Genomic DNA, 15462 nt, shown 5'->3' with positions numbered 1-15462 from the left:
TTCAGCTAACGGTGCGATTCTTCAATAATGGAGGATCGCTTTTTCTTATTCGACTAACGAGCGGGTTAGTGAAAAAAGGGATTGTTTTATAGAGAGAAGAATTATTAACCTTGACGGTTAAAAACTTCAATAATAAAAGGGGAATACTATGAATATCAGACCATATAAAGAGACAGATAAAGATTTTCTTGTAAGTCTTTCAACACGATTTGCTGAATCCAACCTAATGGGCTGGCGTGATCCTGAAAAAATGGAAGAGGCACAATTAAAAATAGCTAAAGAATCACTAAACGATCCTGCCCCTGGTACAGAGATCTTTGTGGCAGAGGAAGAGACAGGTGAATTATTAGGTTTCATAGAAGTAAAGCCACATAAAGATTTTCTAAGTGGTATAGAACAAGGAAATATTGTAGCCATTGCAGTTTCATCTAAAGGTGAAGGCAAGGGGGTCGGTAAGAGACTTATGGAGAAGGCAGAAGAATGGGCTCATCAAAAAGGGTACCATCAAATCATCCTGAATGTCTTTGCCAAGAATGATCGTGCGGTAAATTTCTATAAGCATTTAAACTACGAAACGGAAGTTCTAAAAATGGTAAAAGAGATTTAATGCAATGTAGTGCCAAAGAATTTTACCTTCAGAAATCTGACCTTAATACCAGCTGCCAATCCGGGCAGCTTTTCTTTTTAAACTAACGGGGCAGGTTTGTGGAACAGGAAAGGGGGCGTATTTGCGAGATGAAGAAGACGCTCTCTTCAAATGGACATAAATAAAATAGAGAAATGAGAGTTAATGATGATTAAATTAATTCAAGAAATCAAACACTGGATCGAGAACTCGGAGAAGAAGCTGATTATTGGAATTTCTGGCCATGGAGCTGCTGGAAAAACGACTTTTGCACATAAATTAATGGAAGAGTTAAAGTACGATGTAAACTATCTTAATACGGACCCATACATAGTGAGTTCATCAATTCGGAAATTCGCAGTAATTAACTATAAATATAAAGAAACAATACATCATTTTAAAATGACAGCATGCCATCCCGCGGCACATCATGTACCTTCCTTAGAAAGAGATGTACTGATGCTAAAGGAAAATATGAATTTACGTACGATTGATACACATTATTTAAAAAGTAAAATACTCTCTTCACAAAATAAATTAACCATTATAGAAGGTATGAGTGTTGCTTTTGCTAATCCTAAGCTATTTGATTTACTAATTTATTTTTATACTGATGGCGATACAGAACTTGAAAGACGATTGGGTCGAGATATAGAGGAAAGAGGAACAGACATTGATTATTTAAATCAATCTCACAATGAGCGACGTATTCAGTACGAAGTATTTATGCATCCATACAGTAAGCATTTCGACATTATTATTAAAAGTACCAAGGAAACAATTTTTGTCGAGAAAAATACATTTTATTAAAAGAGCGGTGCGTTGATATCCATAAGAAGGATTGGTGCATTTTATATTAAATCCCTTTTAAACTAAAGGGGCAGGATAGTTCAAGAAGGGTTTTATAAAGACTAGTCGAATTTTACTCAATAGTAAAGAATACCATTAGAGTCAAAAACTGCTTCTATAAAAAGGAGAAGTTAAAATGAAATACTTGTGTTTGGGTTACTTCAACCCAGAGAAAATGGATGCCAGCCCCAAGGCGGAGATCGAAACTGTCCTGAGCGAATGTCAACCCACCTAAAGGAACTTTACAAGAGCGGTCAAGTAATTATGGATGTTGGTGTTGACTTAGAAGTAAAATGCTTGAAGCGGATGAACGGGAAGGTTGAGGTTACTGAGGGTCCTTTTGACAAAACAAATGAGATGATAGGCAGTGTGTTCATCATAGAGGCACTTGATATTAAGGATGCAATTAGGGTGGTCTCCTTACATCCGACCACACAATTGGATGCAGGTGAGCAGTTTAACTGGAGGATTGAAATCCGCCCTATCCACTACTTCGAGAAGAGAGAATAATGGTCAAGTCATTTTTCTTCTAGTATCAGGTGTAAAACTCAATAGCTATTAGTCGCATTTACCTTATTCAACTAAAAGGTGCGTTAATTCAAGAAGGATAAACACATTTTATAATGAATTTATTAAAAGATGTAGCAGTTCGTGTAAGAGGTAATTAAAGACCGCATCGGTAAGAACAGTTTGAGTATAAAGGATCTGGCACTTTTTTATCACTAATAAAATAATCCATTAAAAAATCTCAGACTGGCAAATAGTCTGAGATTTTTAGTAATGGCTTCTTGCAGCATTGAATCCATTATGGGTTGCTTTTAATTACTTTGCGGACCGTGAGTCAAGGAAACTGTCTCCTTGGTTTTTCGTCTTCTATATACGCTTAGAATCAGTCCTGCGGATATCATCTCCAGCAATAAATGTGAACCTCCATAACTCATGAATGGTACGGGTACACCACTCAGTGGAGATAAACCGAGATTCATCAGTAGGCTTAGTATAAACTGAGCTGAAAAGACTGCTGCCAATCCTGTAATTAGCAATTTACCATAAGGGGGATTCACACTTTTGGCGGTAATCGATATTCTACAAATAAAAAATATAACCAGAGCTAAAGCCGTGATTGCGGCTAGCCACCCAAACGAATAGATGATGTACGCCAAGATAAAATCTGTATGGACCTCAGAAATGAAACTTGGGGTCACCTGAAGGGCACTTCCTATAAAATAAGCCTCACCTATTTTAAGATCTGTATAGGAGTTTACCATGGAGTATCTCTGAGAAAGAGACAGCAGATTCCAGATGGGCCATATAGAAGCAACAACTGCGAATGTTATAGTTTGTTTAAGGCTGGACCTTGACGTATGCATGATTACAGCGCATACAATGATGCTAATAATAGTAGCTGCGAAGGCTCCTGTAGTCGCCATTAGTAAAATTGGTATTGACATAATACCTAATCCAAACCAAGACTTTCGATTATCATTCCAATCCCAGGAATGAAACATTCCAGCAAAGGCAATGACCAAAAGGAATGGAGTGATTTCGGTGAAATTAATAGTGGCAAAGCCTACATTTAAAAATGGCACATCATCGACTCTAACACCAATGAGAACGGTCAATAAAAGTATGAGGATTGTTGCCGCATAGAAGTGCTTGGAGTATTTCATCAATCTCCTGTAATCAAACATAAATAGGCTTAGCATGAGCACGACACCCAACGAGTAGAAGCTAAGACTTTTATTGAAAACTTTCAGTTCTTGAAGCTCTGTAAAAGCCGAATGGAATTGCAAATAATACATAACCAGTAGCCCAAATAGAGAAGCTGTCAGCACTGGCAACAAGGTTTTCACATCCATAGGGGCTTTGTGTGTTTTGTTAAGCTGCTTTCCCAAAACTACTGCATCTCCCATACGTGCCAATGCTTGATCTATAGCCTCTTCTTCTGAAAGTCCTGTACTCATGGCCTCCTCTTTGAGCGTATGAAGGTGATCGTTAATTTCCAGTTTTATATGGGCATGTACATCCTTATTTTTTATCCGTTTACACAAATCTCTAATATAAATTTCAAACTTATTATCTAATCCCATACGATTTTCTCCCCACTTAAAACTTCGTCAACAGCATTCTTGAAAACGGACCATTCTTCTTTTTTTCTTGAATAAATTCTTTGCCCTGGTTATTAATCTTGTAATATTTCCTCTTTCTCTTTCCGTTCCCTTCGCCCCAGTAAGATACAATTAATTCTTTTTCCTCAAGGCTGTGAAGGATGGGATAGATCGTGCCTTCCTTAAAACTAAAAATTCCATTAGACTTCGATTCCAGTTCTTTGATAATTTCATAGCCGTACATTGGTTTAGAATTAAGCAAACTCAAAATAAGAGTAGTGGTACTACCCTTTAGCAATTCTTTGCTTATCTTCATAAACAGTCCACCTTCCGAATGCATAGTAAATCTATGCATAGTTTTTATATGTATAATTTATGATATAAATTAATTCCTGTCAATATATCTATAAAGAAAAACGGCTTGATTTATATAACAAAGATTCTTTAAGTAATTGTTGGAGCACATTCTTTTCATATTACAAGTTACTTTTAATAGTCGAATGTGGTCTCAGTAAAGAAAGGTATAACAAACAATAAGAATTCCTATCAGATATGCTTTTTATGATTATGAAGTAAACATTGCTTATTCAACAATAGGGTGCATTACTTTAAGATCCAGCTGCCGTACCAGGCAGCTTTTTCTTATTAAACAAAAGGGGCAGGTTTGTTGAATAAGAGAACTATTGGGGCTCTTCATAAGAGGTAACTGCGGTGAAACAGCGGTTAAATTAACGTGTGCATTAAACAGGAAATTATATTGTATACCCAAAAATCTGTAATATAATGGATATAGGCATACGAGGAGGTATATTTTACTATGTGGAAAGTGATAGTTAAATTCTTTATTGAAAAAATTTGGCCAGAGGTTCTAAAGTTACTAGTTAAATATGGGAGAGAATTGGCTGAACTTATTTTTTCCAAAGCCTTTGGATTTATAAAAAATTGGTTAAGTAACTTAGGAAAGGAAAAAGCAAAGCAAGCAGAAGAGGCTTACAGCAAGGCAGAAAGTTCTAGTGATCCAGATGAGAAGAAAAAGTATGCGCAAGAGGCAGAATTCTATAAAAAAGAAGCTGAGTCTTATGCTCGTAAAATGGAGGATTTAGAGCGACAGTTTAATGAGTTTAAACAGTCTGTTCAAAAGGATGTAGAGAACAAGACTAAGGACTTGAAAGCTGAAGATCTATTTAAAACTAATAAGGAAGACTTTTCGTTTAACTCGTCTAATAATATTTTACGTTTAGAGGATAGTTCGAAAAAGTAAAATGGCTATAGCAAAGTTTACACTTCATCAATATGTCAAAAAATTCAACTTCGAAACTATAAGTATATTAATATGAAGCGAGGGTATACTGAAGAGTAAGACCAGGTAGAGATGAGGAATATGAATGACTGAACAAGAGAAAAGGTTGCTATACAAAACTTCAATCATTTTAAATAAAGATACTAGTCAGATGAGATTAAACGATATTATTGAAGAGCTAGTCTATGTGATTGAACAAAAAGATATGAACAAAACAGCAGAACAGATTGCTAGGTCTTAAAAACAAAATGGACTGAAAATTGGCATCCTTTACAGATGGATGCTTTTTTTATTAAAGTAAAGGACTTTGTATGCTCTTTATTAAACAATGGGGCAGGTTTATGGAATAAGGATTCGGCAATTCTTGTAACGGAGTAGACTCTTACTGCGCAATAATTTGTTTCATGAATTTAAGAGTGTATTTTATAGTAAAGCCATTGTATTATTTGGGTGGTAGATTTTATATAGTTGTTAACTGCGTCGTCCAATAGCTTTATGTAAGGATTTAAGACAATATGTCAAAATGGTTTAAACTATTTTGACATATTGTCTTCCGTTAGAGCTAGAACCTCCCTTGCTGCTTCAATGAAAGATAATATAATCGGTGAAAGCCACTTGTCTTTATGCCATGCCATATGTGTATACACATCCAAGTTTTGAAATCGCCAAGGAAGAGCAACAAGTTCGCCACGTTCAACTTCGACTGCAGTTACTATTTTAGGAAGAAAGGCAATACCGATTCCCGAGATTGCACATTGTTTAATGGCTTCTGCACTCTGAAACTCTAATGATGAAATACTATCAATGTCTCCTTTCTTAAACGTTCGGTCAAACATTGTTCTATAGGGACAACCCTTTTCGTTTATCAGGAACACCTCTCCGTGAAAATCGTCAAGCTGTAATGCAGTTTGTTTAGCAAGTGGATGATCTGGAGCAACGAAAAAGCGAAAAATTTCTTCTGTCAATGGCTCTACTGCAAGTCCCGTTGATTGAATGGGTTCGTCGAGTATAAAGGTGACATCCGAGGTTCCCTCAAAGAGTGTTTGTTTGAGTTGTTGATTTGGAACCGAGCGAAAGATGAGACGAACACCAGGATGCCGCGAACGAAAAAGCTTAAAGATATCTGGAAGTCGATAGGCGCAAACAACTTCGTTAGCACTAATCGTTAAGGTACCACTTAGAATTTCATTGTCATGAACGACACTCCGAGCTTCGTCCAATTTGTTTAGAACCTCCTGGACGTGAGTTAAAAAACGTTTACCTGCAGTTGTGAGAACAAGCTGCTTTCCCAAACGATCAAAGAGACGAACATCTAGTTCTTCCTCCAATGCTTTTATTTGCATCGTAACATTGGAGGGTACGTAGTTTAGTGCTTCAGCAGCTCTACTGAAATTTAATGTTGTTGCCACCGTGTTGAACGTATTCAGCTGGCGCAATTCCACCATAATCCCCCTTCAATTTTCAATTTTATTGAATGCTGCTTTTAATTCTCTTCACTTTTATTGAAAGTAACACGACTTTATACTAAATACAAGAAATACATTCTAAAGTGTTTGTGTTTCATTTAAAAAGGAGTGACAACTCAATGGATAATTATGAGATTTTCAATTTAGGTGATGTAACCTTACAATCGGGAGTGACGTTACCAAGCGCTTTCCTTGCTTATAAGACTTATGGGAAGTTGAATGAAACTAAAGATAATGTTGTCATTTATCCAACCGCTTTTGGCGACCAGCATGTTAATAATGAATGGTTGATTGGAGACGGCATGGCACTAGATCCACAAAAATATTTCATTATCGTTCCGAATCTATTAGGGAACGGTTTATCCTCTTCTCCAAGCAATACTCCTGCACCGTTCGAAAAAGCTAATTTTCCGCATGTAACCATCTATGACAACGTTCAGTTGCAGTATCGACTTGTGACCGAAAAATTCGGCATTCAGAAAATCGCTCTTGTAGTTGGATGGTCAATGGGTGGTCTTCAATCTTTCCAATGGGCGGCCAGTTATCCTGACATGGTGGATCGAATTGCCTCTTTCTGCGGGAATGCAAAGACTTGGCCGCAAACCTATGTGGTTCTCGATGGACTGAAGGCTGCACTCATGGCCTCAGTCGGCTCGGAATCTACTAAAATAAACCAGTTGACTTCTAAAGATATGCGTGCAGTGGGCCGTGTCTATGCAGGATGGGGATTATCGCAAACCTTCTATAAAGAGGAACTTTATCGTGAAATGGGATTTGAGGAATTGGAAGATTTTGCGGTTGGAGTTTGGGAAAATAGCTTTATGAGTATGGATCCACACAATGTTCTAGCCATGTTATGGACGGGACAACATGCAGATATTAGTGCAAACGCAGCATATAACGGAGCGTTTGATGAGGCACTCAAAAGCATTAAAGCGGTTACCTATATCATGCCAGGAAGTACTGATCTCTTCTGTACGGCAGAAAATAACGAATATGAAGCTAATCTTGTACCTAATGCTGAATATCATCCTATCAAATCAGTCTGGGGTCATTTTGCTGGTCGCGGAATTAACAGAACCGATAATAAATTTATTGATGAAAATTTAAAACGCTTATTAGGACTTCGAAAAAACAGGTAAAGTGTTTTTTATATACTATTATTATGAGACGGTTACCCTAGAATTAATCGTCTCTTTCTTTTACTCAAGGGCTATTGCTTAGTACAACGATACTGGGCAGTAATAGCGCTAACTTTGTGAACATATGCACTTAAACAAACGGGTGCAAATACTTAATAAAATTCTATAAAACTAGTATATTTTTTAGTTTTCAGGCGGATAATGTTAATAATAGAACGGTCAGGGAGTTGTTCATTATGCTTGTATCTGAAGCCTGGAATCTTTATAAAGCAGATAAACAAATTCAGGGATATTCTTCTCAAACCTTAAAGGTATATAAAGTGCAAATGTCTTTATTAATCAAGTACTTTGGAGATATTAAAATCACTGATATTACAACAGAATCCATTAAATTATATCTTGGAGAAGTTGCTGCGGAGTTAAAAGCTTCTAGTCTCTGTCATCGGATACGTTTTATAAAATCATTGTTTAAATGGGCTCAAGAAGAGAAATACGTTTCGATTAACCCGGTATCTACTATTAAAGAACCTAAGCCAGAAAGTACAATTCCTAAGTTTCTTACGGAAGAGGAAATTGAGTTATTTCGTGAAGCATGTAAAACAACTTTTGAGAAAGCTTTATTTGAATTTATGTATTCAACAGGCTGTAGGATAGGAGAAGCTGTCAACTTAGATAAGCACTCAATAAATATGGCAGAACAATCCGTTATCGTTTTTGGAAAAGGAAAAAAGAAAGAGAAGTGTATTTTAATACTCGATGTAGTATTTGGTTAAAAAGATATCTAGAAGAAAGAGCTGATGATCAACAAGCTTTGTTTGTTACGATTCGAGCACCACATCGAATGAGTATTGCACAAATGAGATATGTCATAAAACAGATTTCCAAAAGAGCAGGAATAAATAAGTGCATTCACCCACATCAACTTAGACATAGCTATGCAACTACACTTATTAATAATGGGGCACCATTAGAGGTTATACAAAATTTAATGGGACACGAAAAAAGCGAAACCACTAGAGTCTATGCATACCTGAGCGGACACTTGAGACGTGAATTATATAAGAAATTTTTTTAGGTGCTGCTGATGCAGAATTTTTTATTGAACTAAAGGGACAAGTTTGTTGAAGTAGCCAATCCAAAGGTAAGTTCAAATGCTTAGGAACTTATGATAAGTGATAAGCGTCTTGTTAGAAAGGAGGTAATGAATTGAAAAAGGGTGGAATGATTTTAGGTTTATTTATAGCTGTTATTGCAGTGTTCGTATTTGTAAATAAATTGCATTACCCTTCTCTTCCGATAGCTGATAGGTCTGCAAAAGAAGCGATTGATATACTGAAAGAATCGGAAAGTAAAATAGCAGAAATTGCAGTAGAAGGCGATTCTATTTGGTATATCACAAGTAGTGAGAACCAAGGTGTTTCGATTGCTGATGAAAATATAAAACAAATGATTAGTTCAAATGGATGGGAATTTAAAGAAAGAGATGGTGCTGGTCTGTTCTTTGAAAAAGACGGAAGGATATTAATTGCCACCACTCAAATGTGGACTGGAAATTATGTTCTCGTTAAAATCCCAGGTAATTTCAAAAAATCTTGAGAGGCTTTTTATTAACCTATCGGGTGCGTTGATCTAGGGGAGGATTAACGCCTTTTTTGTTGAATTCCTTTTTGAATTAAAGGGGCAGGTTAGTTCAACAAGAGGGATATAGAAAGTTGAACAAGCTGCAAAACAATATGACATTTTGTTGGTGAACATAAGTAACAGGTTGAATTGTAATGTCAAAATAAAAGAAAAAGACCGTTGAACCGGTCTTTTTCCTGCAAGTTAAAGATAAATTTTTAATGTGTCTTTATGAGTCCCTCTTGTTTCTGAATCTTTTTCCAACAAATTAATAACTTTACAACTGATTACAGATACCCTCATAGACGATTTATTAAACCGATCACCTTAAATTTATGAATAAATCTTTTATAAAAATAAGCAATTACTATACTATGAATTAGGATTGTTTTAGCCGTGTTAATTCCGACTGGTGTACCAGTTCAATTCTCCTGTTTTTTGGATTTCTGATTTCTACGTAGCCAGAATCGTATTGATGCACAATTATATATTCTTTTCCGTGATAAATGACTATTTCTTGGTTCGCCAAAAGAGATGCCTCCAGTGATTAAAGTTTTAGATACTTATACCTAAAAACTGACTCATTGAAACTTAAATTTATGTTCACTGAAAGAAAAAATTTTAAAGGATGTAAAGGGATATTGATCCAAGGGTTAACGCCTTTTTTATAGAGGTTCTTATTGAACAAAAGGGCAGGTTTGTTGAAGAAGGTATTTGTAATCGAAAATTGAATAATTAGTAACATATACAAAAAAATGTAAAATTTTTAGATTTGAGTTAATTAATATAAAGGAGGATATAAATTGAGCGAACTTAAACTAATTAAGACCTACAAAAACGAGCTTCAAGATTACTCGCTGGAACAGCTAAGATATAAATCTGAAGAAACAGTTTGGTCTATTGGGCAAATGTATGACCATTTAATCCTTGTTGCCCATGAGTATCTAGATAATATAGTAACATGTTCCACCTTAAATGATGAACGGCCCCTTGGGAAAACGGAGTTTGGTGAGCATTTATATAAGATTGGAGGGTTTCCGCCAATTAAAATTAAATTACCGGATGAACTAAATACTCCACCTAATAATTCAGATGGCAAGGACGATCTTATCAGCAGAATGGATCAAGTAATTCTAAGGTTAAGTCAATGGGAATCGAAAGTGGACAATATAAATCCAAATTATAAAGTCGAGCATGGAGGGTTCGGATGGCTAAATGCAAGGGAATGGTATGATTTGGTTGGTATGCATTTTCGTCATCACTTGCGTCAAAAAGAAGAGTTAGAACAAAGGCTTGTTAAGTAACGAGTGTGTAAGTTGAGGATATGATTGTTTTGGCGAGCCTGTTTTCTTATTCTACTAAAGACCTGCGGTAATATGTCAACTCCAAAAGTTTAAAGATGTTTAGTTTTCAATTTACTTGTGACTAAAAAAGACCGTAAGGAACTACACCAGTAAATAAATGTAATTTACTGGAAATCAGGAAGGCTTGCGCTGACAAAGTATATTTGTCAGATCTTCACGCACCTTTCTTGCGCAAAGACTTGGCGTTTGCGAAGCAGCGCATCCACCAATCGCACGAGTTTTCTTGCTGTTAGGACGAGGGCACGTTTGTGTTGATGTTTTGGAACTTCAAGACATTTCTTTTGGTAAAACTCGCGATATTCGGGAATCTGTCTCCTAACCGAGTTGGCGGCTTCAACGAGGTAGTAGCGCAGATATTCGTTTCCTTGTCGCGAAAGAGAAGTGTCTTCAGCTGTAAAGCGGCCAGACTGGTGTTTCCGCCAGTATAGACCTGCATATTTGGCAATCTTGCTTTCATCTTCAAAACGTTCAATCTGGCCGATTTCGGCAATAATGCCTGCGGCATATACAGGTCCGATGCCCGGTATAGTCTCCAAGGTCTGGGAAAGGCCTGTCATTAGACGGGTAATGGCTTTGTCGATTTCCTTGATCTGTTTCTGAAAGGAACGGATCAGCTCAATGGAAGTACCTAAAAGGAGATCCATTGAGTCTTCTACCACTTTATCTAAGCGGTAGGAAGAGCGGACTGCCCGTTGGATGGAAGTAGCTACTTTATCGGGATCAGAGAAACGATTCTTCCCGTGTTCCTGAAGGAACGCAGCCAATTCATCTAAAGGCATCTGGGCCAGTTCTTCCAGGCTGTATCTTTCGAGGAAGAGGTCCATCATCGCATTTCCGAAGGCGGAAGAGTCCACCTCATGGGAAAAGTTGCTGCACTTGAAATTCAGATGTTGGAGAAAGTGCTGTTTCTCCTTTGTCATCATCTTAACCAAGTGATAACGTGAACGGGTCAACTGTTGGAGTGCGACATACTGGCTCTCCTTGACAATGGACATCTGGTTACGGCCGAATCGGACATAATCGGCAATCACGAATGCATCAATTTCATCCGTCTTATTCATATCCGAATAGCTTTTCTTGAAGTTGGCAATCTGTTTCGGATTAATGACGAACACTTGAGTGTCAAAGACCTTAAGGTCTTCATCATAATGAAGGAACATAGAAGGATGGAAGCTATAGACCGAAGTGGACTCCAAACCGATCTTAACGCTTTCAACTTTACGTCCTTTCGCAAGGCCGAGGATTCGTTCCTTCAAAACTGTGGCTCCTGGAAGGTCATTTGATACCGTGAAGGTATCCACTTTTGATCCTTCCTGATCAAGGATACAGCCTTTCATGTCAAACGAACTTACGTCTAAACCAACAAATAATCGCATGGGGGTTACCCTCCTTTCATTGTGGAATCATTGGGTATTTCCTTGGACGCCTCGAGATATCTCTAGTATGGACGCCGATCATCAACCTCGTGTATCAGAACTGCATCTGCATCGAAAGCCGCCTCAGGGCTGCTTGTCACCTGAGTTCGAGAGGCAGTGCGCTCAGCCTGCGAGTATGAAGTGCCGCACGTACACTGAGAAACAGTCTTTAGATGTAGTCAAGCTACAGGGGCAGGAAGAATTGTCCCAAATGATCCTAAGACCATTATCTAGAAATATCTCGAGACGTCCAAACAGACCACCTTATATTGATAGAAAAGATGAAAAAGAGAATGGTATTTAAGGAGTTAAACATAATATACGAGGGGCAGGTTAGTTGAAAAAAGATTCTTGAAATTTAAATTACAGCATGATACATTTAATGGAAATTAGGATTGGATAAATATGCGTTCAATAAAGAAGATAACTATATCGTTCTCACAATTACATCATCATATCTTGTAGCCTTTCTATTCGATTTATAAAAATCGTAAATAGGAAGGCTATTTACATCTGAGAAGGAATTAAGAGAGAATCCGAATATAGATTATTATATAGTTCCACTAGGTACTCAAAAAGAATCCTTGTTGGTAGCAAATTATTTAAGAAATAAAGGCTATAAAGTCGAATATGAAATGAGCAACAAAAAATTAGGCAAGGCTCTTGATAAAGCAAACAAAGAGAACATTCCTTACGTAATAATTATTGGAGAGAATGAGGTGAAAAATAATCAATACAAAATAAAAGATATGTCATCAGGTGAAGAAAGGATTGAATCATATCTGTTTAAATGATTTAAAAATTCTAATTCAAGTAGCCTGTACTGAGTTTATTGAATCCCTCGAAGAAGATGAGGAATAAACAAAATAAGCAATTAGCTTCATTTCCCTTTTTCTCAGCTCTAAAAGTCCAAGCAACTACTAAGAGCCAAAAAGCTGACAATATACTTGGAACTCCAAGTGTCACGAAATATACATTTTTAAAAGTATATTGATCAATCCAGTTAAACATATTTTCACCTCATCAGTATGCGAGCAAGGACCTAATCTAAGGAGCTTTTTGGATGTGGAGGATTGGTCTTGCTCGTGCAGCTAGTTTGTCCAGCTGGAGAATATTTTATACCAATAAAAAAACCGCATCTCTGCGGTAATTGAGCGATTCATGCTTTGTAGTATATGTTCATACCTTATTACTGGTGCGAGCAAGGGTCAGAATATGGAGACAAAATTTTTAAGAAATAAAAAAATCCTCTAAGAGAGGCAGGGTAATATGAATTATATTTTGGAAAAAGAGTCAGAATTACTACTTACATTTGGATTGGAACCTATAAATTAGTTCGTCCAACATCTGACTATGTTTTATAGTTTCAGGATGTTTCAATCCTTTTTGGATACCAGTTTTAACGAGTGCTTTTCTAAGAAATTGAATCTTTTTGCTAAGCTCTCGGCAGAAATCACACATTAATTCGCTCCTTTAAATGATAAAAGTCCAGGAACTATTATTACAGATTTAGGGTGAACTATGAATGGCTTCGACAAAACTTGCCTAGAAACGACAAATTCTTAAAAAACACAAGATAGATTCAGTAAAATAGTTAAATCCAGAGCAAGGATAGGCAAGTCCTACTTTAAATGACATAATATTGGTTGGTTAATTTTTGGTTTAACAATTATTGTCTCTTATATTATTGTTCCACAGAAATATGGTTTGATTACTATTTTTGTCAATAGACCCGGAGTTGAGATGATTAAATCTATTCTTAAAGCATTTAATAGAGATTTGACAAGAGTAGGCTGTTTGAGTCAGCCCTTTTTTATTTCTAATTAGATTTGTGAAACATTGCACTTAGACTATAGGATGCTTATGTTTCAGAACAGCTGCCAAAACAGGCATCTTTTCTTGTTCCATAAAAGACCTGCGGTAATATGTCAACTCCAAAAGTTTAAAGATGTTTAGTTTTCAATTTACTTGTGACTAAAAAAGACCGTAAGGAACTACACCAGTAAATAAATGTAATTTACTGGAAATCAGGAAGGCTTGCGCTGACAAAGTATATTTGTCAGATCTTCACGCACCTTTCTTGCGCAAAGACTTGGCGTTTGCGAAGCAGCGCATCCACCAATCGCACGAGTTTTCTTGCTGTTAGGACGAGGGCACGTTTGTGTTGATGTTTTGGAACTTCAAGACATTTCTTTTGGTAAAACTCGCGATATTCGGGAATCTGTCTCCTAACCGAGTTGGCGGCTTCAACGAGGTAGTAGCGCAGATATTCGTTTCCTTGTCGCGAAAGAGAAGTGTCTTCAGCTGTAAAGCGGCCAGACTGGTGTTTCCGCCAGTATAGACCTGCATATTTGGCAATCTTGCTTTCATCTTCAAAACGTTCAATCTGGCCGATTTCGGCAATAATGCCTGCGGCATATACAGGTCCGATGCCCGGTATAGTCTCCAAGGTCTGGGAAAGGCCTGTCATTAGACGGGTAATGGCTTTGTCGATTTCCTTGATCTGTTTCTGAAAGGAACGGATCAGCTCAATGGAAGTACCTAAAAGGAGATCCATTGAGTCTTCTACCACTTTATCTAAGCGGTAGGAAGAGCGGACTGCCCGTTGGATGGAAGTAGCTACTTTATCGGGATCAGAGAAACGATTCTTCCCGTGTTCCTGAAGGAACGCAGCCAATTCATCTAAAGGCATCTGGGCCAGTTCTTCCAGGCTGTATCTTTCGAGGAAGAGGTCCATCATCGCATTTCCGAAGGCGGAAGAGTCCACCTCATGGGAAAAGTTGCTGCACTTGAAATTCAGATGTTGGAGAAAGTGCTGTTTCTCCTTTGTCATCATCTTAACCAAGTGATAACGTGAACGGGTCAACTGTTGGAGTGCGACATACTGGCTCTCCTTGACAATGGACATCTGGTTACGGCCGAATCGGACATAATCGGCAATCACGAATGCATCAATTTCATCCGTCTTATTCATATCCGAATAGCTTTTCTTGAAGTTGGCAATCTGTTTCGGATTAATGACGAACACTTGAGTGTCAAAGACCTTAAGGTCTTCATCATAATGAAGGAACATAGAAGGATGGAAGCTATAGACCGAAGTGGACTCCAAACCGATCTTAACGCTTTCAACTTTACGTCCTTTCGCAAGGCCGAGGATTCGTTCCTTCAAAACTGTGGCTCCTGGAAGGTCATTTGATACCGTGAAGGTATCCACTTTTGATCCTTCCTGATCAAGGATACAGCCTTTCATGTCAAACGAACTTACGTCTAAACCAACAAATAATCGCATGGGGGTTACCCTCCTTTCATTGTGGAATCATTGGGTATTTCCTTGGACGCCTCGAGATATCTCTAGTATGGACGCCGATCATCAACCTCGTGTATCAGAACTGCATCTGCATCGAAAGCCGCCTCAGGGCTGCTTGTCACCTGAGTTCGAGAGGCAGTGCGCTCAGCCTGCGAGTATGAAGTGCCGCACGTACACTGAGAAACAGTCTTTAGATGTAGTCAAGCTACAGGGGCAGGAAGAATTGTCCCAAATGATCCTAAGACCATTATCTAGAAATATCTCGA

General features: G+C 37.6%; 15 protein-coding genes and 2 pseudogenes. 10 read left to right on the top strand and 7 right to left on the bottom strand.

The genetic code is table 11. The features are described 5' to 3' along the window. The first annotated feature begins 148 nt into the window (after nt 1-148). The 3 genes from M5V91_RS18445 to M5V91_RS18435 all read left to right on the top strand — a co-directional run bounded on the left by M5V91_RS18445 (nt 149) and on the right by M5V91_RS18435 (nt 1984). A complete protein-coding gene (locus tag M5V91_RS18445) occupies nt 149-607 on the top strand; it encodes a GNAT family N-acetyltransferase (protein ID WP_009335275.1) in 459 nt (152 codons plus the stop codon). A gap of 186 nt (nt 608-793) precedes the next feature. Next, nucleotides 794-1435: a uridine kinase family protein gene (locus tag M5V91_RS18440; protein ID WP_034297389.1), complete on the top strand. Its 642-nt coding sequence runs from the start codon at nt 794-796 to the stop codon at nt 1433-1435. Nucleotides 1436-1738: 303 nt separating this feature from the next. Further along, a complete protein-coding gene (locus tag M5V91_RS18435; RefSeq protein WP_232292533.1) occupies nt 1739-1984 on the top strand; it encodes a YciI family protein in 246 nt (81 codons plus the stop codon). A 308-nt stretch (nt 1985-2292) separates the two neighbouring features. On the opposite strand, the gene M5V91_RS18430 is transcribed toward M5V91_RS18435, so the two are convergent. Both M5V91_RS18430 and M5V91_RS18425 read right to left on the bottom strand, forming a co-directional pair. After that, nucleotides 2293-3564, bottom strand: a complete 1272-nt coding sequence (locus M5V91_RS18430) for an FtsW/RodA/SpoVE family cell cycle protein (protein WP_251174104.1) — start codon at nt 3562-3564, stop codon at nt 2293-2295. Then, nucleotides 3555-3898: pseudogene (locus M5V91_RS18425) on the bottom strand (PadR family transcriptional regulator). Before M5V91_RS18425 ends, M5V91_RS18430 begins: the two are co-directional and overlap by 10 nt. A gap of 501 nt (nt 3899-4399) precedes the next feature. Between M5V91_RS18425 and M5V91_RS18420 the strand changes: the two are divergent. Then, nucleotides 4400-4843, top strand: a complete 444-nt coding sequence (locus M5V91_RS18420; RefSeq protein ID WP_009335270.1) for a hypothetical protein — start codon at nt 4400-4402, stop codon at nt 4841-4843. A gap of 124 nt (nt 4844-4967) precedes the next feature. Beyond that, nucleotides 4968-5123: a hypothetical protein gene (locus tag M5V91_RS18415; RefSeq protein ID WP_009335269.1), complete on the top strand. Its 156-nt coding sequence runs from the start codon at nt 4968-4970 to the stop codon at nt 5121-5123. Nucleotides 5124-5415: 292 nt separating this feature from the next. Here M5V91_RS18415 and M5V91_RS18410 read toward each other — a convergent pair whose 3' ends face one another. Then, nucleotides 5416-6324: a LysR family transcriptional regulator gene (locus tag M5V91_RS18410; RefSeq protein WP_034297479.1), complete on the bottom strand. Its 909-nt coding sequence runs from the start codon at nt 6322-6324 to the stop codon at nt 5416-5418. A gap of 143 nt (nt 6325-6467) precedes the next feature. On the opposite strand from M5V91_RS18410, the gene M5V91_RS18405 reads away from it, so the two are divergent. The 3 genes and pseudogenes from M5V91_RS18405 (at nt 6468) to M5V91_RS18395 (ending at nt 9086) form a co-directional block, all read left to right on the top strand. Beyond that, complete coding sequence (locus M5V91_RS18405) at nt 6468-7490, top strand: alpha/beta fold hydrolase (protein WP_009335267.1); 1023 nt, start codon at nt 6468-6470, stop codon at nt 7488-7490. Nucleotides 7491-7726: 236 nt separating this feature from the next. Continuing rightward, nucleotides 7727-8565 (top strand): annotated as a pseudogene (locus tag M5V91_RS18400) (tyrosine-type recombinase/integrase). A 131-nt stretch (nt 8566-8696) separates the two neighbouring features. Continuing rightward, complete coding sequence (locus M5V91_RS18395; protein ID WP_009335265.1) at nt 8697-9086, top strand: hypothetical protein; 390 nt, start codon at nt 8697-8699, stop codon at nt 9084-9086. A 403-nt stretch (nt 9087-9489) separates the two neighbouring features. Here M5V91_RS18395 and M5V91_RS18390 read toward each other — a convergent pair whose 3' ends face one another. Further along, nucleotides 9490-9639, bottom strand: coding sequence for a hypothetical protein (locus tag M5V91_RS18390; RefSeq protein WP_166672469.1), 150 nt, complete (start codon nt 9637-9639; stop codon nt 9490-9492). Nucleotides 9640-9913: 274 nt separating this feature from the next. On the opposite strand from M5V91_RS18390, the gene M5V91_RS18385 reads away from it, so the two are divergent. After that, entirely contained in the window at nt 9914-10414 is a 501-nt protein-coding gene (locus tag M5V91_RS18385; RefSeq protein ID WP_251174103.1) for a DinB family protein, read from the top strand. A 206-nt stretch (nt 10415-10620) separates the two neighbouring features. Here the strand turns inward: M5V91_RS18385 and M5V91_RS18380 are convergent, their stop codons facing one another. Further along, complete coding sequence (locus M5V91_RS18380; protein WP_009333976.1) at nt 10621-11850, bottom strand: IS110 family RNA-guided transposase; 1230 nt, start codon at nt 11848-11850, stop codon at nt 10621-10623. A 626-nt stretch (nt 11851-12476) separates the two neighbouring features. Here M5V91_RS18380 and M5V91_RS18375 point away from each other — a divergent pair. Next, nucleotides 12477-12683, top strand: coding sequence for a His/Gly/Thr/Pro-type tRNA ligase C-terminal domain-containing protein (locus M5V91_RS18375; RefSeq protein WP_251174102.1), 207 nt, complete (start codon nt 12477-12479; stop codon nt 12681-12683). Between the two features lie 508 nt (nt 12684-13191). Here M5V91_RS18375 and M5V91_RS18370 read toward each other — a convergent pair. Both M5V91_RS18370 and M5V91_RS18365 read right to left on the bottom strand, forming a co-directional pair. Continuing rightward, nucleotides 13192-13350 (bottom strand): aspartyl-phosphate phosphatase Spo0E family protein, encoded by a 159-nt coding sequence (locus M5V91_RS18370; protein WP_251174101.1) that lies wholly within the window; start codon nt 13348-13350, stop codon nt 13192-13194. Nucleotides 13351-13948: 598 nt separating this feature from the next. Continuing rightward, on the bottom strand, nt 13949-15178 hold the full coding sequence (locus tag M5V91_RS18365; protein WP_009333976.1) for an IS110 family RNA-guided transposase: 1230 nt from the start codon (nt 15176-15178) through the stop codon (nt 13949-13951). Between the last annotated feature and the right edge of the window lie 284 nt (nt 15179-15462).

It is taken from the genome of Cytobacillus pseudoceanisediminis (assembly GCF_023516215.1).
Taxonomy (GTDB): domain Bacteria; phylum Bacillota; class Bacilli; order Bacillales; family Cytobacillaceae; genus Cytobacillus; species Cytobacillus pseudoceanisediminis.
The sequence above is the reverse complement of the archived record's forward strand: the minus strand, read 5'-3'. Positions and strand labels throughout refer to the sequence as shown.